11 protein-coding genes and 1 tRNA gene are annotated in these 14,938 nt (G+C 56.3%); 9 read left to right on the top strand and 3 right to left on the bottom strand.

Annotation, left to right across the window (positions count from 1 at the left end; genetic code table 11):
• Positions 1-189 precede the first annotated feature (189 nt).
• Complete coding sequence (locus tag AVO44_RS20010; RefSeq protein ID WP_068341106.1) at positions 190-2,028, bottom strand: amidohydrolase; 1,839 nt, start codon at positions 2,026-2,028, stop codon at positions 190-192.
• A gap of 439 nt (positions 2,029-2,467) precedes the next feature.
• A tRNA-Leu gene (locus AVO44_RS20015) sits at positions 2,468-2,554 on the bottom strand.
• A gap of 197 nt (positions 2,555-2,751) precedes the next feature.
• Here AVO44_RS20015 and AVO44_RS20020 point away from each other — a divergent pair.
• On the top strand, positions 2,752-3,735 hold the full coding sequence (locus AVO44_RS20020; RefSeq protein ID WP_068341109.1) for a complex I NDUFA9 subunit family protein: 984 nt from the start codon (positions 2,752-2,754) through the stop codon (positions 3,733-3,735).
• Here the strand turns inward: AVO44_RS20020 and AVO44_RS20025 are convergent, their stop codons facing one another.
• The gene (locus tag AVO44_RS20025) at positions 3,736-4,539 is read right to left on the bottom strand and encodes an undecaprenyl-diphosphate phosphatase (RefSeq protein ID WP_068341112.1); all 804 of its coding nucleotides are present in this window, start codon (positions 4,537-4,539) and stop codon (positions 3,736-3,738) included.
• Positions 4,540-4,769: 230 nt separating this feature from the next.
• Between AVO44_RS20025 and AVO44_RS20030 the strand changes: the two genes are divergently transcribed.
• The 8 genes from AVO44_RS20030 to queG all read left to right on the top strand — a co-directional run bounded on the left by AVO44_RS20030 (position 4,770) and on the right by queG (position 14,922).
• On the top strand, positions 4,770-6,203 hold the full coding sequence (locus AVO44_RS20030; protein WP_068341115.1) for an NAD(P)-dependent oxidoreductase: 1,434 nt from the start codon (positions 4,770-4,772) through the stop codon (positions 6,201-6,203).
• Between the two features lie 29 nt (positions 6,204-6,232).
• Positions 6,233-6,484: a GFA family protein gene (locus AVO44_RS21745; protein WP_338057465.1), complete on the top strand. Its 252-nt coding sequence runs from the start codon at positions 6,233-6,235 to the stop codon at positions 6,482-6,484.
• Between the two features lie 19 nt (positions 6,485-6,503).
• Complete coding sequence (locus AVO44_RS21750) at positions 6,504-6,665, top strand: hypothetical protein (protein WP_338057466.1); 162 nt, start codon at positions 6,504-6,506, stop codon at positions 6,663-6,665.
• A complete protein-coding gene (gltB, locus tag AVO44_RS20040) occupies positions 6,662-11,194 on the top strand; it encodes a glutamate synthase large subunit (RefSeq protein WP_068341117.1) in 4,533 nt (1,510 codons plus the stop codon). Before AVO44_RS21750 ends, gltB begins: the two co-directional genes overlap by 4 nt.
• 180 nt (positions 11,195-11,374) lie before the next feature.
• On the top strand, positions 11,375-12,289 hold the full coding sequence (locus AVO44_RS20045) for a Hint domain-containing protein (RefSeq protein ID WP_068341119.1): 915 nt from the start codon (positions 11,375-11,377) through the stop codon (positions 12,287-12,289).
• Positions 12,290-12,328: 39 nt separating this feature from the next.
• A complete protein-coding gene (gene mtgA, locus AVO44_RS20050; RefSeq protein WP_068341121.1) occupies positions 12,329-13,063 on the top strand; it encodes a monofunctional biosynthetic peptidoglycan transglycosylase in 735 nt (244 codons plus the stop codon).
• Positions 13,064-13,121: 58 nt separating this feature from the next.
• Positions 13,122-13,787: an FtsZ-binding protein FzlA gene (gene fzlA, locus AVO44_RS20055; RefSeq protein WP_068341126.1), complete on the top strand. Its 666-nt coding sequence runs from the start codon at positions 13,122-13,124 to the stop codon at positions 13,785-13,787.
• A 97-nt stretch (positions 13,788-13,884) separates the two neighbouring features.
• The gene (gene queG / locus AVO44_RS20060; RefSeq protein WP_068341129.1) at positions 13,885-14,922 is read left to right on the top strand and encodes a tRNA epoxyqueuosine(34) reductase QueG; all 1,038 of its coding nucleotides are present in this window, start codon (positions 13,885-13,887) and stop codon (positions 14,920-14,922) included.
• Positions 14,923-14,938: the final 16 nt, after the last annotated feature.

Consider the following 14,938-nt stretch of genomic DNA (forward strand, 5'->3'; position numbering starts at 1 on the left):
GCCACAATCCCCATAGCACCGAAATCTGCCCGCGCTTTCCTCCTTGTCAGATTTATCGCCGCTGCAGCTCACGCTGACAGCAGCCACAAACCTTAGACGGAGCTGCCGTTCGCTGCGAATTGCCCGAACGACGGCAGCGCAGGACGAAGGAGACATCGCTAACACTCGTGCGAGCGGCTTTTCTTGCATTCACGGGAAACGGTAAGCGGGCCGCTGAAGCCAGGGTGCCTCTACTCCAGTTCCTTGATACATGGCGTGAAGGAACATGTGTGCGGTCACCGGGTCGCTCATGAAAGGCGACATTCGGATGTTACCTTCTTTAGTCTCTCCACTCGCTTCGAAGATCACATCGTTTTCTTTAATCGTGGCAACCACGCGGTTCTCATCAAGTTTTTCAGGATCAATGGCAGTAGGGTCCTGCGCTAGCAGCACAAAATCCGCGAGTTTGCCGACCTCGATTGATCCTTTTTCGTCTTCCTCAAAATGTTGCCAGGCTGGCCAGATTGTTAAAGCCTTCAAGGCTGTCACGACATCAACACGTTGATGCGGGCCAAGAATGTCTCCTGATCGTGTCCGGCGCGTCACCGTCGCGTCGAGAATGCGCATACTGTCCGGAAAAGCCACCGGCGCATCATGGTGCGAACCGAACATCATATCTCTTTGAACCAGCCACCCTGTTGGTGAGATATTCTCTGCATTTACCGGGCCCACGGTTCGGTCGCGATGCCAGTCGCCCCAATAAAATGTGTGCATCGGGAACAGTGACATGAACACGCCCAGTTCCTTATACGCGTCGACTTGGTCCTCGCGCAAAAACTGACCATGGATGAGCACCGGCCGGTTCCCCGGATCACCGTATTGATCGCGCGCAGCGTGGAGTGCCGCGATCAGCATGTCGGAAGCGCCTTCGCCATTCGCGTGCGTGATGATCTGTATATTATTCTCGAAGCACCAGTTCACCGCCTCTTGGACCTTCTCCATGGTAACCGCAGCATAACCCGCATAGCCTGCCGGATAGTCGCCGATCGGATCGTAGTAAGGGCGGTCCCTTAGCGCGGTAAAGCCTTGCGGCGATCCATCAATGGTCAGTTTGCAGCCACCGACGCGAATGCCGTTATCGTACTCTCGGGAGACATTCTCACTAATGTATTCTCTTGCCTCAAGAACGTCGGGGTATGCGACAACGTCGATCGGTATCCGACCTTCGCTCGCCATGGCCTTCAGCGTCTCGACGCTTGAACCAGAAGACCGGCCATCTTGCCCGGTAGTATAGCCGAAACTTGCCCAGAGTTCAGAGCCGGCAACTGCAAATGCTGCGAAGGCCTCCGGTCCGAGTTGCGACAAGACGGGAACCAGCGCCCCAAAAAACGCATACTCCTCCAGAACCCCATTTGGCTCACCACCTGCGCCGCGCTGGATAATGCCGCCTGTGGGGTCTTTCGTTGATGCATCATAGCCTACTATCTCAAGCGTCTTGGAGTTCGCCACACCGATATGGCCGGACTGGTGCACAATAATGATGGGAAGCTGGTCCGACACGGCGTCGAGGTCCTCACGAGTTGGGTGTCGTTGTTCCGCAAGTTGAGCATTGTCGTAGCCGAAGCCGATTATCACGCCAGCTTCTTCTACAGCGGCGCTGTTCTCTTCAACCCAGTCCAGCAGTGTATTTTGCAGACTTTCGATATCGGTCACCTCGCCATCGGGCGGCGCCAGCAGGTTAGCCGACAACGCTTGTAAGCCACCGAAAACAACATGCCCGTGGCTGTCGATGAAACCGGGGACCATCGTTCGTCCCTCCAGGTCGAATATCTCGGTTTCGTCGCCCTGTTGCGCCATCACATCAGTGAGCGTCCCCACGGAAAGAATGCGACCGTCTTTCACCGCAACTGCTTCTGCGGTTGGCGCTTCGTCGTTGATCGTAAGTATCGGACCACCGGTATAAATCGTATCGGCGATGTCTTGGGCGCTCGCTGATCCGGCTGAAAACGCAAGGCTGGTCAGCGCAAGAATGCTCAGAAAGTGTGGCATCAAAAATCGCTCCCGGTGTCGAAATGCAGGAATTGTAGATGTGACATTTCTATAGCGCTCGATTTTTCAAGTCACGTGTCAAGTCACGTGCTAAGTACTCATTTGACGCTGCCGTAAGTGGCCGCTTCGGGCTCGGTGCAGTCATTCAGTGAAATCTGCTCAACGTCTGCTTTGCGGTGTCGCTTCAGCCCCTCGATGCATCGCCAAATCAAAGCGCACAGATTTTCTTTTCAAGAATCCTTCGGTTTAAAGTTGGAATGGCTGACGGATGCACGGCGCTAACTGTGTTCACGGACCTAGCAGAGCAAACCAAGTCAAAACATGGACTCTCCGCCTTCTAGGACTTAGCAAGCATGGACGAAAATACAGGGGATATATCAGGGGATAAAATGCGGCTGTGAAAAAAAGACAATTATTATCAGTATATTGATACTACAATTGGTGCCCAGGAGAGGACTCGAACCTCCACGTCCATACGGACACTAGCACCTGAAGCTAGCGCGTCTACCAATTCCGCCACCTGGGCAGGTGTCGTGGAGGGGCGTTTAAGCCTACTGGCGGGGGGCGTCAACCGGATTCGGGAAGTTTTTTTAAGTTTTTTGTCACACAACCACGTTGGTTCACAGCCTGTCGAGTTTTCGCATGTTCGCGGCGTTATTGCGCCTTGTTTGCGAGGGCTTTGAGCGCTAATTCAGGTCAAAACCAGTCAGTAGGAGCCCTCGCATGTCCAAACTGGTCACGATTTATGGCGGATCGGGATTTGTCGGTCGGTATATCGCTCGGCGTATGGCAAACGAAGGATGGCGCGTGCGGGTTGCCGTGCGGCGCCCGAATGAGGCGATGTTTGTCAAGCCGTACGGCGTGGTGGGACAGGTCGAACCCGTGCTGTGCAATATCCGCGACGATGCGTCTGTTGCAGCCGTGATGCATGGCGCCGATGCCGTGGTAAACTGTGTGGGCGTTCTGAACGAACTGGGGAAGAACGCGTTCGATGCGGTGCAGGCTGACGGCGCGGCGCGCATAGCACGCATTGCCGCTGACCAAGGTGTTGAGCGCATGGTGCACATCTCGGCGATTGGTGCGGATGCCGGATCGAACAGCGCATATGCCCGCAGCAAGGCGGATGGTGAGGCCGGTGTGCTGGCGCATATGCCAAACGCGCTGATCCTGCGCCCGTCGATTATTTTTGGAACAGAAGACCAGTTCTTTAACCGTTTTGCCGGAATGGCGCGTATGGGGCCGCTGCTGCCCTTGGTCGGGGCTGAGACCAAGTTTCAACCGGTTTACGTGGATGACGTAGCCAAAGCCGCCGTAAAAGGCGTTTTGGGAAATGCTGGCGGCGGCGTCTATGAGCTGGGCGGACCCGAAGTAAAAACTTTCCGCGCATTAATGCAGCAGATGCTGGACGTGATCAATCGCCGACGTGTAATCGTAGGTGTGCCCTATTGGGCGGCGTGGATCATGGCGAACGTTCTTGATCTTGTGAAATTTGTCACGTTTCAGTTGTTCCCCAATCCCATCCTGACCCGTGATCAATTAAAAAACCTGCGGCGGGACAATGTGGTGGCCGATGGTGTCAAAAGCTTTGCGGATCTGGGCATTGCTCCGGCGACGCTGGAGTCTGTACTGCCGGACTATCTGTGGAAGTTCCGCCCCTCGGGTCAGTATGATGAGATTCAGAAGTCGGCTGACAACCTGCGATCTTAGTCAGCTATAAGCGATCACCAAAAGGATCGCGCCCAGTATGACGCGATAGATGACATAGGGTGTAAAGCTGACGCTTCGTAGCAGGCGCATCATCAGGCTAAGGGCCAAAAGAGCCGAAACAAATGCAAAGAGGGCGGCGATTGCCCCGTCTTTGGCCAGTTGCGTGTCTGCTTCGTGGATGACGTCCGCGGAAAGCAACACGCCCGAGGCCGCAATTGCGGGGATTGACATCAGCATTGCAAGCCGCGCGCCGTCTTCCCGCTTGTAGCCAAGGTGCCGTGCGCCGGTAATTGTGATCCCTGAACGTGAAGTGCCGGGGATCAACGCCAGCACTTGCCACAGCCCCATGATCATTGCATCCCGCAAACCCCAGTCGCTGGTCTTTTTGGTTTGCGGGCCGTTCTGGTCCATCCAATACAGCAAAAGCCCGAAGCCCAACATTGCCCACCCGATGACTGCCATTGAGCGTAGGGACTGGCTGAAACCGGTTTTAAACAGGATGGCCCCAACGATAACGGTGGGAATCGTTGCTATGATCAAACTCATCGCCAAGCGTGCCTGCGGGGTATCAATTCGTCCTGTCAGGGCGCGCGGCAGACCCGCGATGAGCTGTTTTACATCGGACCAAAAATAAAGAACCACAGCACCCAGCGTACCAACATGCACCGCGACATCGATTGCAAGCCCTTGGTCATCCAAGCCGGTCAGGTTGGGCAAGAGGATCAGGTGACCCGATGATGAGACGGGCAAAAATTCGGTGATACCCTGAATAATCGCCGCGAGAATCAACTGAAATAAACTCATTTAACCTGCCGTGTTGCCGTCACGTAATAGTTGCGAGCAATGGGTATAAGTGTGGTGTGAAAAAGGAAAGCATGTAAATAGGTCCGAATCGGATATAAAAATTGTACTTTTCTTCAAAATTTTTGCCGCAGTCCTGCATTTTTTTCAAAATAGGTAAGTACAATTGACTTTTAATATCTGAACGTATCCCGTAAACAGGCGCGACCAAGCCAATTCATGGAGTCCGACCCGTGGCCAAGCAAGCGATGCTGAAATTTGTCCAGATCGATCGTGTCATGCCCGAAAAGCGTGCCGCCGATGACCGCAAAGACGACTTTGACGAAATCTATGCCGAATACGCTTCGGCCAAGGCGGAAGAACAGGCCAGCCGCTGCAGTCAGTGTGGTGTTCCGTATTGCCAGTCGCACTGTCCTTTGCACAACAACATTCCGGACTGGCTGCGCCTGACCGCTACGGGACGGTTGCAAGAGGCCTATCAGACCAGCCAGGCCACGAATACCTTCCCGGAAATTTGCGGCCGCATCTGCCCGCAGGACCGTCTGTGCGAAGGCAACTGCGTGATCGAGCAATCGGGTCATGGGACGGTTACCATTGGCTCAATCGAGAAATACATAACTGATACAGCATGGGATAAGGGCTGGGTCATGCCTGTTTCCCCGCCATCCGAGCGCAGCGAGAGTGTTGGGATCATTGGTGGCGGCCCCGGTGGTCTGGCGGCTGCAGATATGCTGCGTCGTGCCGGGATTCAGGTCACGGTCTATGATCGCTATGATCGCGCTGGCGGTCTGCTGATGTATGGCATACCGGGATTTAAACTCGAAAAGGATATCGTGCAGCGCCGCAATGATCTGCTGGCTGACGGTGGGGTCGAGTTTGTTCTGAATTGCGACGTGGACGCGGCCAAGTTCGACGAAATCCGTGCCAAGCATGACGCCGTGATCATCGCCACGGGCGTATACAAGTCGCGTGATCTTTCCATGCCGGGCAGCGGTCTGGATGGCATTGAAAAGGCTATCGATTTCCTGACCGCCTCGAACCGCAAGAGCTTTGGCGACGTGGTTGAGGATTTCGACAACGGACGTCTGAATGCCAAGGGCAAAAAGGTTGTCGTGATCGGCGGCGGGGACACTGCGATGGACTGTGTGCGCACATCTATCCGCCAAGGCGCGACCTCGGTCAAATGTCTGTATCGCCGTGACCGCGCCAACATGCCCGGTTCGCAACGCGAGACACAGAACGCCGAGGAAGAAGGCGTCATCTTTGAATGGCTCAGCGCGCCCAAAGGATTCACCGGCGATGACAGCGTCACCGGTGTGATGGTACAAAAAATGCGACTGGGTCAGCCCGATGCCTCGGGTCGTCAGGCGCCTGAAGTTATCGAAGGCGCGGATTATGTCGAAGAAGCGGATCTTGTGATCAAGGCGCTGGGCTTCGAGCCCGAGGATCTGCCCACTCTGTTCGGACAGCCAGACCTGCCCGTAACACGATGGGGAACCGTCAAGGCCGCCTTCCAGACCGGTGCGACCGAGATGGATGGCGTTTACGCGATTGGTGACATCGTGCGCGGCGCGTCTTTGGTTGTTTGGGCGATCCGGGACGGACGCGACTGCGCCAATGCGATCATCGACACGTTCAACAGCAAGGCTGCAATCGCGGCCGAGTAACAGTCACGCCCAGCGGCAGGAGGAACGGAGTGTCCGAATTGCAAGGCCAGTGTATGTGCGGTGCGGTCACAGTTACCGCGACCCCGGCGCGTGATGCGCTTGGTGCGTGCCATTGCGACCAATGCCGCCGCTGGACCAGTTCGATGCTTATCACGTTCCCGGCCGAGCATGGCTATGCCGCTCTGGGCCCGGTCAAGACCTTCACCTCATCCGACTGGGCAGAACGCCTTCTGCTCCGAATGTGGGTCGGCCCTGTGGTACCGGATCACACTGCCGGGTGAGATTTATGGACACACACATATGGCGGCGGGCCTCTTCGAAGACATCGACCACCCGCTGAAACTTGAACTTTATATCGACAAGAAACCCAAGGGTTACGCGTTCGCGGGTGAGCGCCAGCAAATGACCAAAGCCGAGGTTGAAGCCATGTATGCCCCCTCGGAAGAAGGAGACAGCCAATGACCAAATATGATGCCAATTGGGTGCAGGCCGAAGAAGCCAAGCGCAAATGGATGGCAGAAAACGGTCTCTATTCCGAGCAGGAAGAACATTCATCCTGTGGTGTCGGGCTTGTTGTTTCGGTTGACGGAAAGTCATCGCGCAAGGTTGTGGACGCCGGGATCAATGCGCTCAAGGCGATCTGGCACCGTGGTGCGGTGGACGCCGATGGCAAAACAGGTGACGGCGCGGGTATCCACGTTCAGATCCCGGTTCCTTTCTTTTACGACCAGATACGCCGCACAGGGCATGAACCGAACATGGGTGAGCTGATTGCGGTCGGTCAGGTGTTCTTGCCCCGCACCGATTTTGGTGCGCAGGAACGGTGCCGGACCATTGTGGAAACCGAAGTTCTGCGCATGGGCTATTACATCTATGGCTGGCGTCATGTGCCGGTGGATGTGACCTGTCTTGGCGAAAAGGCCAACGCGACCCGGCCCGAGATTGAGCAGATCCTGATCTCGAACTCCAAGGGTGTGGATGAAGAGACGTTTGAGCGTGAGCTTTACGTCATCCGCCGTCGCATTGAAAAAGCAGCCATCGCTTCGGGCATTTCGGGTCTGTATCTTGCATCGCTGTCCTGCCGCTCAATTATCTACAAAGGCATGATGCTGGCCGAGCAGGTTGCTGTCTTCTACCCCGATCTGATGGATGAGCGGTTTGAATCGAACTTTGCGATCTATCACCAACGCTATTCGACCAACACGTTCCCTCAATGGTGGCTGGCGCAACCGTTCCGCATGTTGGCCCATAACGGTGAGATCAACACGCTGAAGGGCAACATCAACTGGATGAAAAGCCATGAAATCCGCATGGCATCGGCGACCTTTGGCGACTATGCCGAAGACATCAAGCCGATTATCGCCGGTGGGTCTTCGGACTCAGCTGCATTAGACTCGGTTTTCGAGGTTCTTGTGCGTGCTGGCCGTTCGGCCCCGATGGCTAAAACCATGTTGGTGCCCGAAAGCTGGTCCAAGCAGGCGGTGGAACTGCCACAGGCCTGGCGCGATATGTATTCCTACTGCAACTCGGTGATGGAGCCTTGGGATGGCCCCGCCGCGCTGGCGATGACCGACGGGCGCTGGGTTTGTGCCGGCCTGGACCGCAATGGCCTGCGCCCGATGCGCTATGTCGTGACCGGCGATGGTCTGGTCATCGCGGGTTCGGAAGCAGGCATGGTGCCGATTGACGAGGCCAGCGTGACCGAAAAAGGCGCGTTGGGACCGGGTCAAATGCTTGCGGTCGATATGAAAAAGGGCAAGCTGTACCGCGACAAGCAGATCAAGGACAAGCTGGCGCGCGCGTTGCCTTTTGGCGAATGGGTCAGCAAGATCAACGATCTGGACGAGTCGCTGGCCGGTGTGACCGAAGTGCCGATTTTCTCAGGTGAAGAACTGCGCAAGCGTCAGATTGCAGCTGGCTATTCGGTTGAGGAGCTAGAGCAGATTCTTGCCCCAATGGCTGAGGACGGAAAAGAATCCATTGCCTCGATGGGTGACGACACGCCGTCAGCCGTCCTGTCCAAGCAATACCGCCCGCTAAGCCATTTCTTCCGCCAGAACTTTAGCCAGGTGACCAACCCGCCAATTGACTCACTGCGTGAATACCGGGTGATGTCGCTGAAAACGCGGTTCGGAAACCTTAAGAACGTGCTGGACGAGGACAGCAGCCAGACCGAGATCATCGTGCTGGAAAGCCCCTTCGTCGGCAATGCGCAGTGGGACAAACTGGTTGAGAACTTTAACGCTCCGCTGGCTGAGATCGATTGTAGTTTTGAACCTGGACGCGGTGCACTTAGCGCCGCTTTGACCCGTGTTAGAGCCGAAGCAGAAGAAGCCGTGCGCTCGGGCGCGGGGCATCTGGTGCTGTCTGACATGAACTCGGGATCAGGACGCGTTGCGATGCCGATGATCCTGGCGACCAGCGCCGTGCATTCGCATTTGACCCGTCAGGGGCTGCGGACCTTCTGCTCGTTGAATGTTCGTGCAGCGGAATGCGTGGACCCGCACTATTTCGCCGTACTGATCGGCTGCGGTGCAACCGTTGTAAACGCCTATCTGGCCGAGGATTCGCTGGCAGACCGTATTGATCGCGGTTTGCTGGATGGCACATTGACGGAAAACGTCGCGCGCTATCGCGAAGCCATCGACCAGGGCTTGCTGAAGATCATGGCCAAGATGGGGATTTCGGTGATTTCCTCGTATCGTGGCGGTCTGAACTTTGAAGCCGTGGGTCTGAGCCGCGCCATGGTTGCCGAGTATTTCCCGGGCATGACCAGCCGGATATCCGGGATCGGCGTCACCGGTATTCAGACCAAAGTCGAAGAAATCCATGCCAAAGGCTGGGAGAGCGGTCTGGACGTTCTGCCCATCGGCGGGTTCTACAAAGCCCGGACATCAGGTGAGACCCACGCGTGGGAAGCAACGTCAATGCATATGATGCAAATGGCCTGCAACCGCGCATCATATGAGCTGTGGAAGCAATACTCGGCCAAAATGCAGGCGAACCCACCGATCCACCTACGTGACCTGATGGATTTCAAACCGCTGGGCAAGCCCGTGCCGATTGAAGAGGTCGAGTCGATCACCTCGATCCGTAAACGTTTTGTCACGCCGGGCATGTCGCTGGGCGCGCTGTCGCCCGAGGCGCATAAGACGCTGAACGTGGCGATGAACCGGATTGGTGCGAAATCCGACTCGGGCGAGGGTGGTGAAGACCCGGCGCATTTTGTGCCAGAGCCAAATGGCGACAACCCATCGGCCAAGATCAAGCAGGTTGCTTCGGGCCGGTTTGGCGTGACCGCCGAATATCTGAACCAGTGTGAAGAGCTTGAGATCAAGGTCGCCCAAGGTGCAAAACCCGGTGAGGGTGGCCAGCTGCCCGGCATGAAGGTCACTGACCTGATCGCGCGTCTGCGTCACTCGACCAAAGGCGTGACGCTGATTTCGCCGCCGCCGCACCACGACATCTACTCGATCGAGGATCTGGCGCAGCTGATCTATGACCTGAAACAGATCAACCCGCGCTGCAAGGTGACGGTTAAGCTGGTGGCGTCGTCCGGCGTTGGCACGATTGCCGCCGGTGTCGCAAAGGCAAAAGCGGATATTATCCTTATTTCGGGTCACAATGGCGGCACAGGTGCCTCGCCCGCGACCTCGATCAAATATGCTGGTCTCCCGTGGGAGATGGGCCTGACCGAAGCGCATCAGGTTCTGGCGATGAACAACCTGAGGGATCGCGTCACGCTGCGAACCGATGGCGGTCTGCGTACCGGGCGCGATATCGTCATGGCAGCGATGATGGGGGCCGAGGAATACGGCATCGGTACAGCCGCTCTGATCGCGATGGGCTGTATCATGGTGCGTCAGTGCCAGTCGAACACCTGTCCGGTTGGTGTCTGTACGCAGGATGAATCACTGCGCGCCAAGTTCACGGGCAACGCAGATAAAGTGGTCAACCTGATCACCTTCTACGCACAGGAAGTGCGCGAACTGCTGGCCAGCCTTGGTGCGCGTTCCATGGACGAAGTAATCGGACGCGCGGATTTGCTGGCACAGGTCAGCCGAGGCTCGGCGCATCTGGACGATCTGGATCTCAACCCGCTTTTGATCACGGTCGATGGCGCGCAAGACATCGTTTACAACCGAGACAAGGACCGCAACGCGGTGCCGGATACGCTGGATGCTGAGATCGTCCGCGATGCCGCGCGGTTCCTGAAAGACGGTGAAAAGATGCAGCTGTCTTACGCGGTGCAGAACACGCATCGGACCGTGGGCACCCGCGTCTCAAGCCATATCGTTCAGAATTTCGGTATGCGGAATACCTTCCAGCCCGACCACTTGCACGTAAAACTGCAGGGCTCGGCCGGACAGTCGCTGGGGGCATTTGCTGCACCGGGTCTGAAGCTTGAGGTATCGGGCGATGCCAACGACTATGTCGGCAAGGGCCTGTCGGGCGGCACCATTGTGGTGCGACCGCCGCAGGTCAGCCCGTTGAAGGCGGATGAAAACACCATCATCGGCAACACAGTTCTGTACGGCGCCACCGATGGGCACCTGTTTGCTGCCGGACGCGCCGGAGAGCGTTTTGCGGTTCGGAACTCGGGCGCAAAAGTCGTGATCGAGGGTTGCGGCTCGAACGGGTGTGAATACATGACGGGCGGTGTCGCAGTGATCCTGGGCGATATTGGTGCCAATTTTGGTGCGGGCATGACCGGTGGCATGGCCTATCTCTACGACCCTGAAGGTAAGGCGGAAAAGCTGATGAACAAGGAAACGCTGGTGACCTGTCCGGTGACGGTTGACCATTGGGAAAACCAGTTGAAATCGCTGGTTCAGGCGCATCAGACCGAAACCTTCAGCCGCAAAGCCGCCGATATCCTGCAGCATTGGGATGTTGAAAAGGCGAACTTCCTTCAGGTCTGTCCGAAAGAGATGCTGAACAAGCTCAGCTATCCTTTGACCCACGAAGCCACTGCGGTGCCGGCAGAGTAAACCCGTCAGTCTTCGCTGCTGACAAACCCGCGTGTCGTAGAAAGCACGCGGGTTTTCTATTTTTGTCAAATTTATATGCACTTATTGATTTATCATCAGGCGCTCGTACAAAAGTCCAAGTTCCTTCACAGTTTGCTGCCAAGCTGCTGTGCAATGTGACGAAGAGGCAAGAGCGAACTTATGCCGACGACCTATACAGATCAGTTTTTTGACATGGACCCAGCGAACCCGCCGGCGGCCGGGACGGCGCTGACTGTGCAGAGCTACACGCTGGTCGATCAAAATGACGATGATGATATTGACCGGTTCAACAACGACACGGTGAATGGTCAGGATGTTACCCGCTCGTGGCCCGGCGATACGGTGACGATCAACGTTTCGGGCATGGGGAATGTCACATATACCGGCACGACTTTTTATCTTGCCGACGGTACACGGGTTTTTACACCAACCGATGGTCAGGTTCTGCAACCCGGAACATTTGTATCGTCTTCATTTGTTACGTCGCAGGGTCCGTTGGATGTTGGCGAACTTGGCCCTCCCTGTTTCACGCCCGGTACGCTAATCGAAACGCCGAGTGGTTTGCGCCTTGTCGAAGACTTAAAGCCTGGCGATCCGGTGTTAACTGCGGATAACGGCACGCAGCCTGTTTTGTGGGTTGGTCGCACCACTATTAAGGCCGAAGGCAAGCTGGCCCCAGTTCGGTTCGAGGCCGGCGTGCTGGGTCTGGATCATGCGCTGATCGTATCTCCTCAGCATAGGATGCTTATCGAAGACTGGCGCGCGCCGTATCTGTTTGGTTACTCAGAGGTGCTGATCGCAGCGCATTGCCTGGTTAACGGCGAGACTGTCACCCGCGTCGAATGCGATGAGGTTACATACATCCACCTGCTGTTCTCACGACACGAGATACTTATCGCTAATGGGGCGAAAAGCGAAAGCTACTATCCCGGACATGCGGTACGCGCGTCGGATCGGGATACTCAGGCTGAGTTGCTATCCCTGTTCCCAGAGTTACGTGCCCGCAACCCGGTTCTGCCGGAAACCGCCCGCCCGGTGATCCGCCCGCGCGAAGCGCGCGCCTTGGCGATTTAAGCCGTTTTCAAGCCTCGCGCCGCGTCGTATAGCAAAAGGATGGCAAAAAAGGCAGTAAGCAAGTCGGGCAGCAAGAAACGCAAGGCGTCCAAAACGCAAAAGCAAACATCCACGCGGATTCGTCTTTGGGCGACCCGTATTGTGTTGGGTGTGGTTGTTATTGTTGTTGGGTTGGTGGCGCTTTACTCCGTGGTGAACCCTCCATTGACTCATACCATCTGGTCCGAATGGCGCCGGTTGGGCAAAGTAGAGCGGAATTGGGTGCCGATCGAAGACATCTCTCCGGTTATGGCACGTGCCGTTGTCGCGGCCGAGGACGCGAACTTTTGCCTGCATTGGGGTTTTGACGTCGAGGCGATCCGCGATGCGCTGGAAAATGGGGGGTCTCGTGGCGCATCGACCATTTCTCAGCAAGTGGTCAAGAACGTATTCCTGTGGCAAGGGCGCAGCTGGGTTCGCAAAGCTCTGGAAACCTCGCTTACGCCGGTGGTTGAGATCTTCTGGAGCAAGCAGCGCATCCTTGAGGTTTATCTGAACGTGGCTGAAACCGGAGAGGGCGTATTCGGTGTTGAGGCAGCAGCCCAACGGAATTTCAATGTGTCTGCCGCCCAGCTTAGCCCGGTACAAGCGGCCCGGATTGCCGCCATCCTGCCTTCACCACGTAACCGATCTGTCACGGACCCTTCGGTTCGCACCCGCAGGCGGGCCGCGGCAATACTGGATGGAGCGGCCACCATCCGCGCAGATGGTCGCTCAAACTGTTTCGAGGATTGAAACTTATTGCCCCTCAAGGCTAAAGCTGAGGGGTCTACACTGGTTCGATTGGAAGCCCATGGCGCGTCTGTTTCATGTTCCCCTGTCCCCTTTTTGCCGGAAAGTCCGCCTGTCCCTTGCGGAAAAAAAGATCGAGGTTGAACTGGTCGAAGAGAAATACTGGGAAAGAGACCCGGATTTTCTGCGTCGCAATCCTGCGGGGAAAGTGCCGGTCTTGCGTCTGGATGGGAAGATTTTGGCAGAAAGCACCGCTATCTGTGAATATATCGAAGAAACCCGCCCGGAACCCTCGTTGATGCCAAAAAACCCTGACGCTCGGTATGAGGTTCGGCGCCTCGTGGGGTGGTTCGATGATAAATTCCACCATGAGGTCACATCAAAGCTGCTGTACGAGCGGGTCAACAAGAAAGTAACCGGCGAAGGCTATCCAGACAGCAAGAACGTTAAGGAAGGTGCCCGCGCGATCAAGTACCATCTGGATTACATGGCTTGGTTGTTGGATCATCGCCGCTGGTTGGCTGGGGACACCATGACTTTGGCGGATTTCGCAGCGGCGGCGCATTTTTCAGCGCTGGATTATATCTCGGATGTAGATTGGAACCGATCCCAGGCGGTTAAGGATTGGTACGCCAAGATTAAATCACGTCCTGCATTCCGATCGATTCTGGCGGATCAAGTTCCGGGATTCCGGCCTCCGTCCCATTACGCCGACCTGGATTTCTGATAACTGCACCCGGGGGCCGCTGGCCTGATTTTGGTGTGAATCGCCCACAAGAAGCTTGGGCTTTCGCCGTTCACCGCCCGAGGATTACTCTAACCAGATGACGAACGGATCGAGCCTAAAGGATAAGCTGGTGGCGCAGGCGCTGACCGAAGGGTTCGTGTCATGCCGCGTGTGTCGTCCGTGGGACGTTCCCGAAGTCCCTGCACGCCTTGAGGCGTTTCTGGAGGCTGAGTATCACGGGCAGATGGGCTGGATGGCTGAGCGGACCCATTGGCGTGGCGATCCCGCGGCATTGTGGCCGGATGCACGGTCGGTGATCATGCTGGCCGAAAGCTATACGCCTGAACACGATCCGACAGAGGTTCTGAACCACCCGGACAAAGCCGCGATTTCCGTTTATGCGCAGAACAAGGATTATCATGATCTGGTCAAGAAGCGGCTGAAACGTCTGGCGCGTTGGCTGATTTCTGAGGCTGGCGGAGAGGTGAAGGTCTTTGTTGATACCGCACCGGTTCCGGAAAAGGCGCTGGGCCATGCTGCTGGGCTTGGCTGGCAGGGAAAACACACCAATCTTGTAAGCCGGGACTGGGGCAATTGGGCTTTTATAGGGTCGGTCTTTACCACTCTGGACCTGCCAGCTGACATGGCAGAGGTGGATCATTGCGGATCATGCCGGGCCTGTCTGGATGCCTGCCCGACAGATGCTTTTCCTGCGCCGTATCGCTTGGATGCGCGACGGTGTATTTCCTATTTAACCATTGAACACAAAGGCCCGGTGGATGAAGAGTTGCGGTCGAAACTCGGTAATCGGATTTATGGCTGCGATGACTGCTTGGCCGCGTGCCCGTGGAACAAATTTGCGGTGGCAGCAAGCGATATCCGCTATGCAGCCCGTGATGATTTGAAGGCACCGTCGTTGGCAGAGCTGGCAGCGCTGGACTACACTGCATTCCGCGCAAAGTTTTCCGGTTCGCCCATCAAGCGGATCGGACGAGATCGATTTGTGCGCAACGTGCTCTACGCAATCGGGAATTCTGATACGGCAGAACTGTTGCCGGTGGCGCAGGAATTGACTAACGATCCGGACCCTGCTGTGGCAGATGCGGCGCGCTGGGCGGTCAAACAACTGTTGTAGCTGACGCAAACAGGCT

Origin of the sequence: Ruegeria profundi, from assembly GCF_001507545.1 — a bacterium.
In the GTDB taxonomy this organism is placed as follows: domain Bacteria; phylum Pseudomonadota; class Alphaproteobacteria; order Rhodobacterales; family Rhodobacteraceae; genus Ruegeria; species Ruegeria profundi.

Bases quoted from the DNA above. Each gene is read 5' to 3' on its own strand.
- AVO44_RS20010 (WP_068341106.1), bottom strand. From the start codon at position 2,028: ATGCCACACTTTCTGAGCATTCTTGCGCTGACCAGCCTTGCGTTTTCA.
- AVO44_RS20020 (WP_068341109.1), top strand. From the start codon at position 2,752: ATGTCCAAACTGGTCACGATTTATGGCGGATCGGGATTTGTCGGTCGG.
- AVO44_RS20025 (WP_068341112.1), bottom strand. From the start codon at position 4,539: ATGAGTTTATTTCAGTTGATTCTCGCGGCGATTATTCAGGGTATCACC.
- AVO44_RS21750 (WP_338057466.1), top strand. From the start codon at position 6,504: ATGGCGGCGGGCCTCTTCGAAGACATCGACCACCCGCTGAAACTTGAA.
- gltB (WP_068341117.1), top strand. From the start codon at position 6,662: ATGACCAAATATGATGCCAATTGGGTGCAGGCCGAAGAAGCCAAGCGC.
- AVO44_RS20045 (WP_068341119.1), top strand. From the start codon at position 11,375: ATGCCGACGACCTATACAGATCAGTTTTTTGACATGGACCCAGCGAAC.
- mtgA (WP_068341121.1), top strand. From the start codon at position 12,329: ATGGCAAAAAAGGCAGTAAGCAAGTCGGGCAGCAAGAAACGCAAGGCG.
- fzlA (WP_068341126.1), top strand. From the start codon at position 13,122: ATGGCGCGTCTGTTTCATGTTCCCCTGTCCCCTTTTTGCCGGAAAGTC.
- queG (WP_068341129.1), top strand. From the start codon at position 13,885: ATGACGAACGGATCGAGCCTAAAGGATAAGCTGGTGGCGCAGGCGCTG.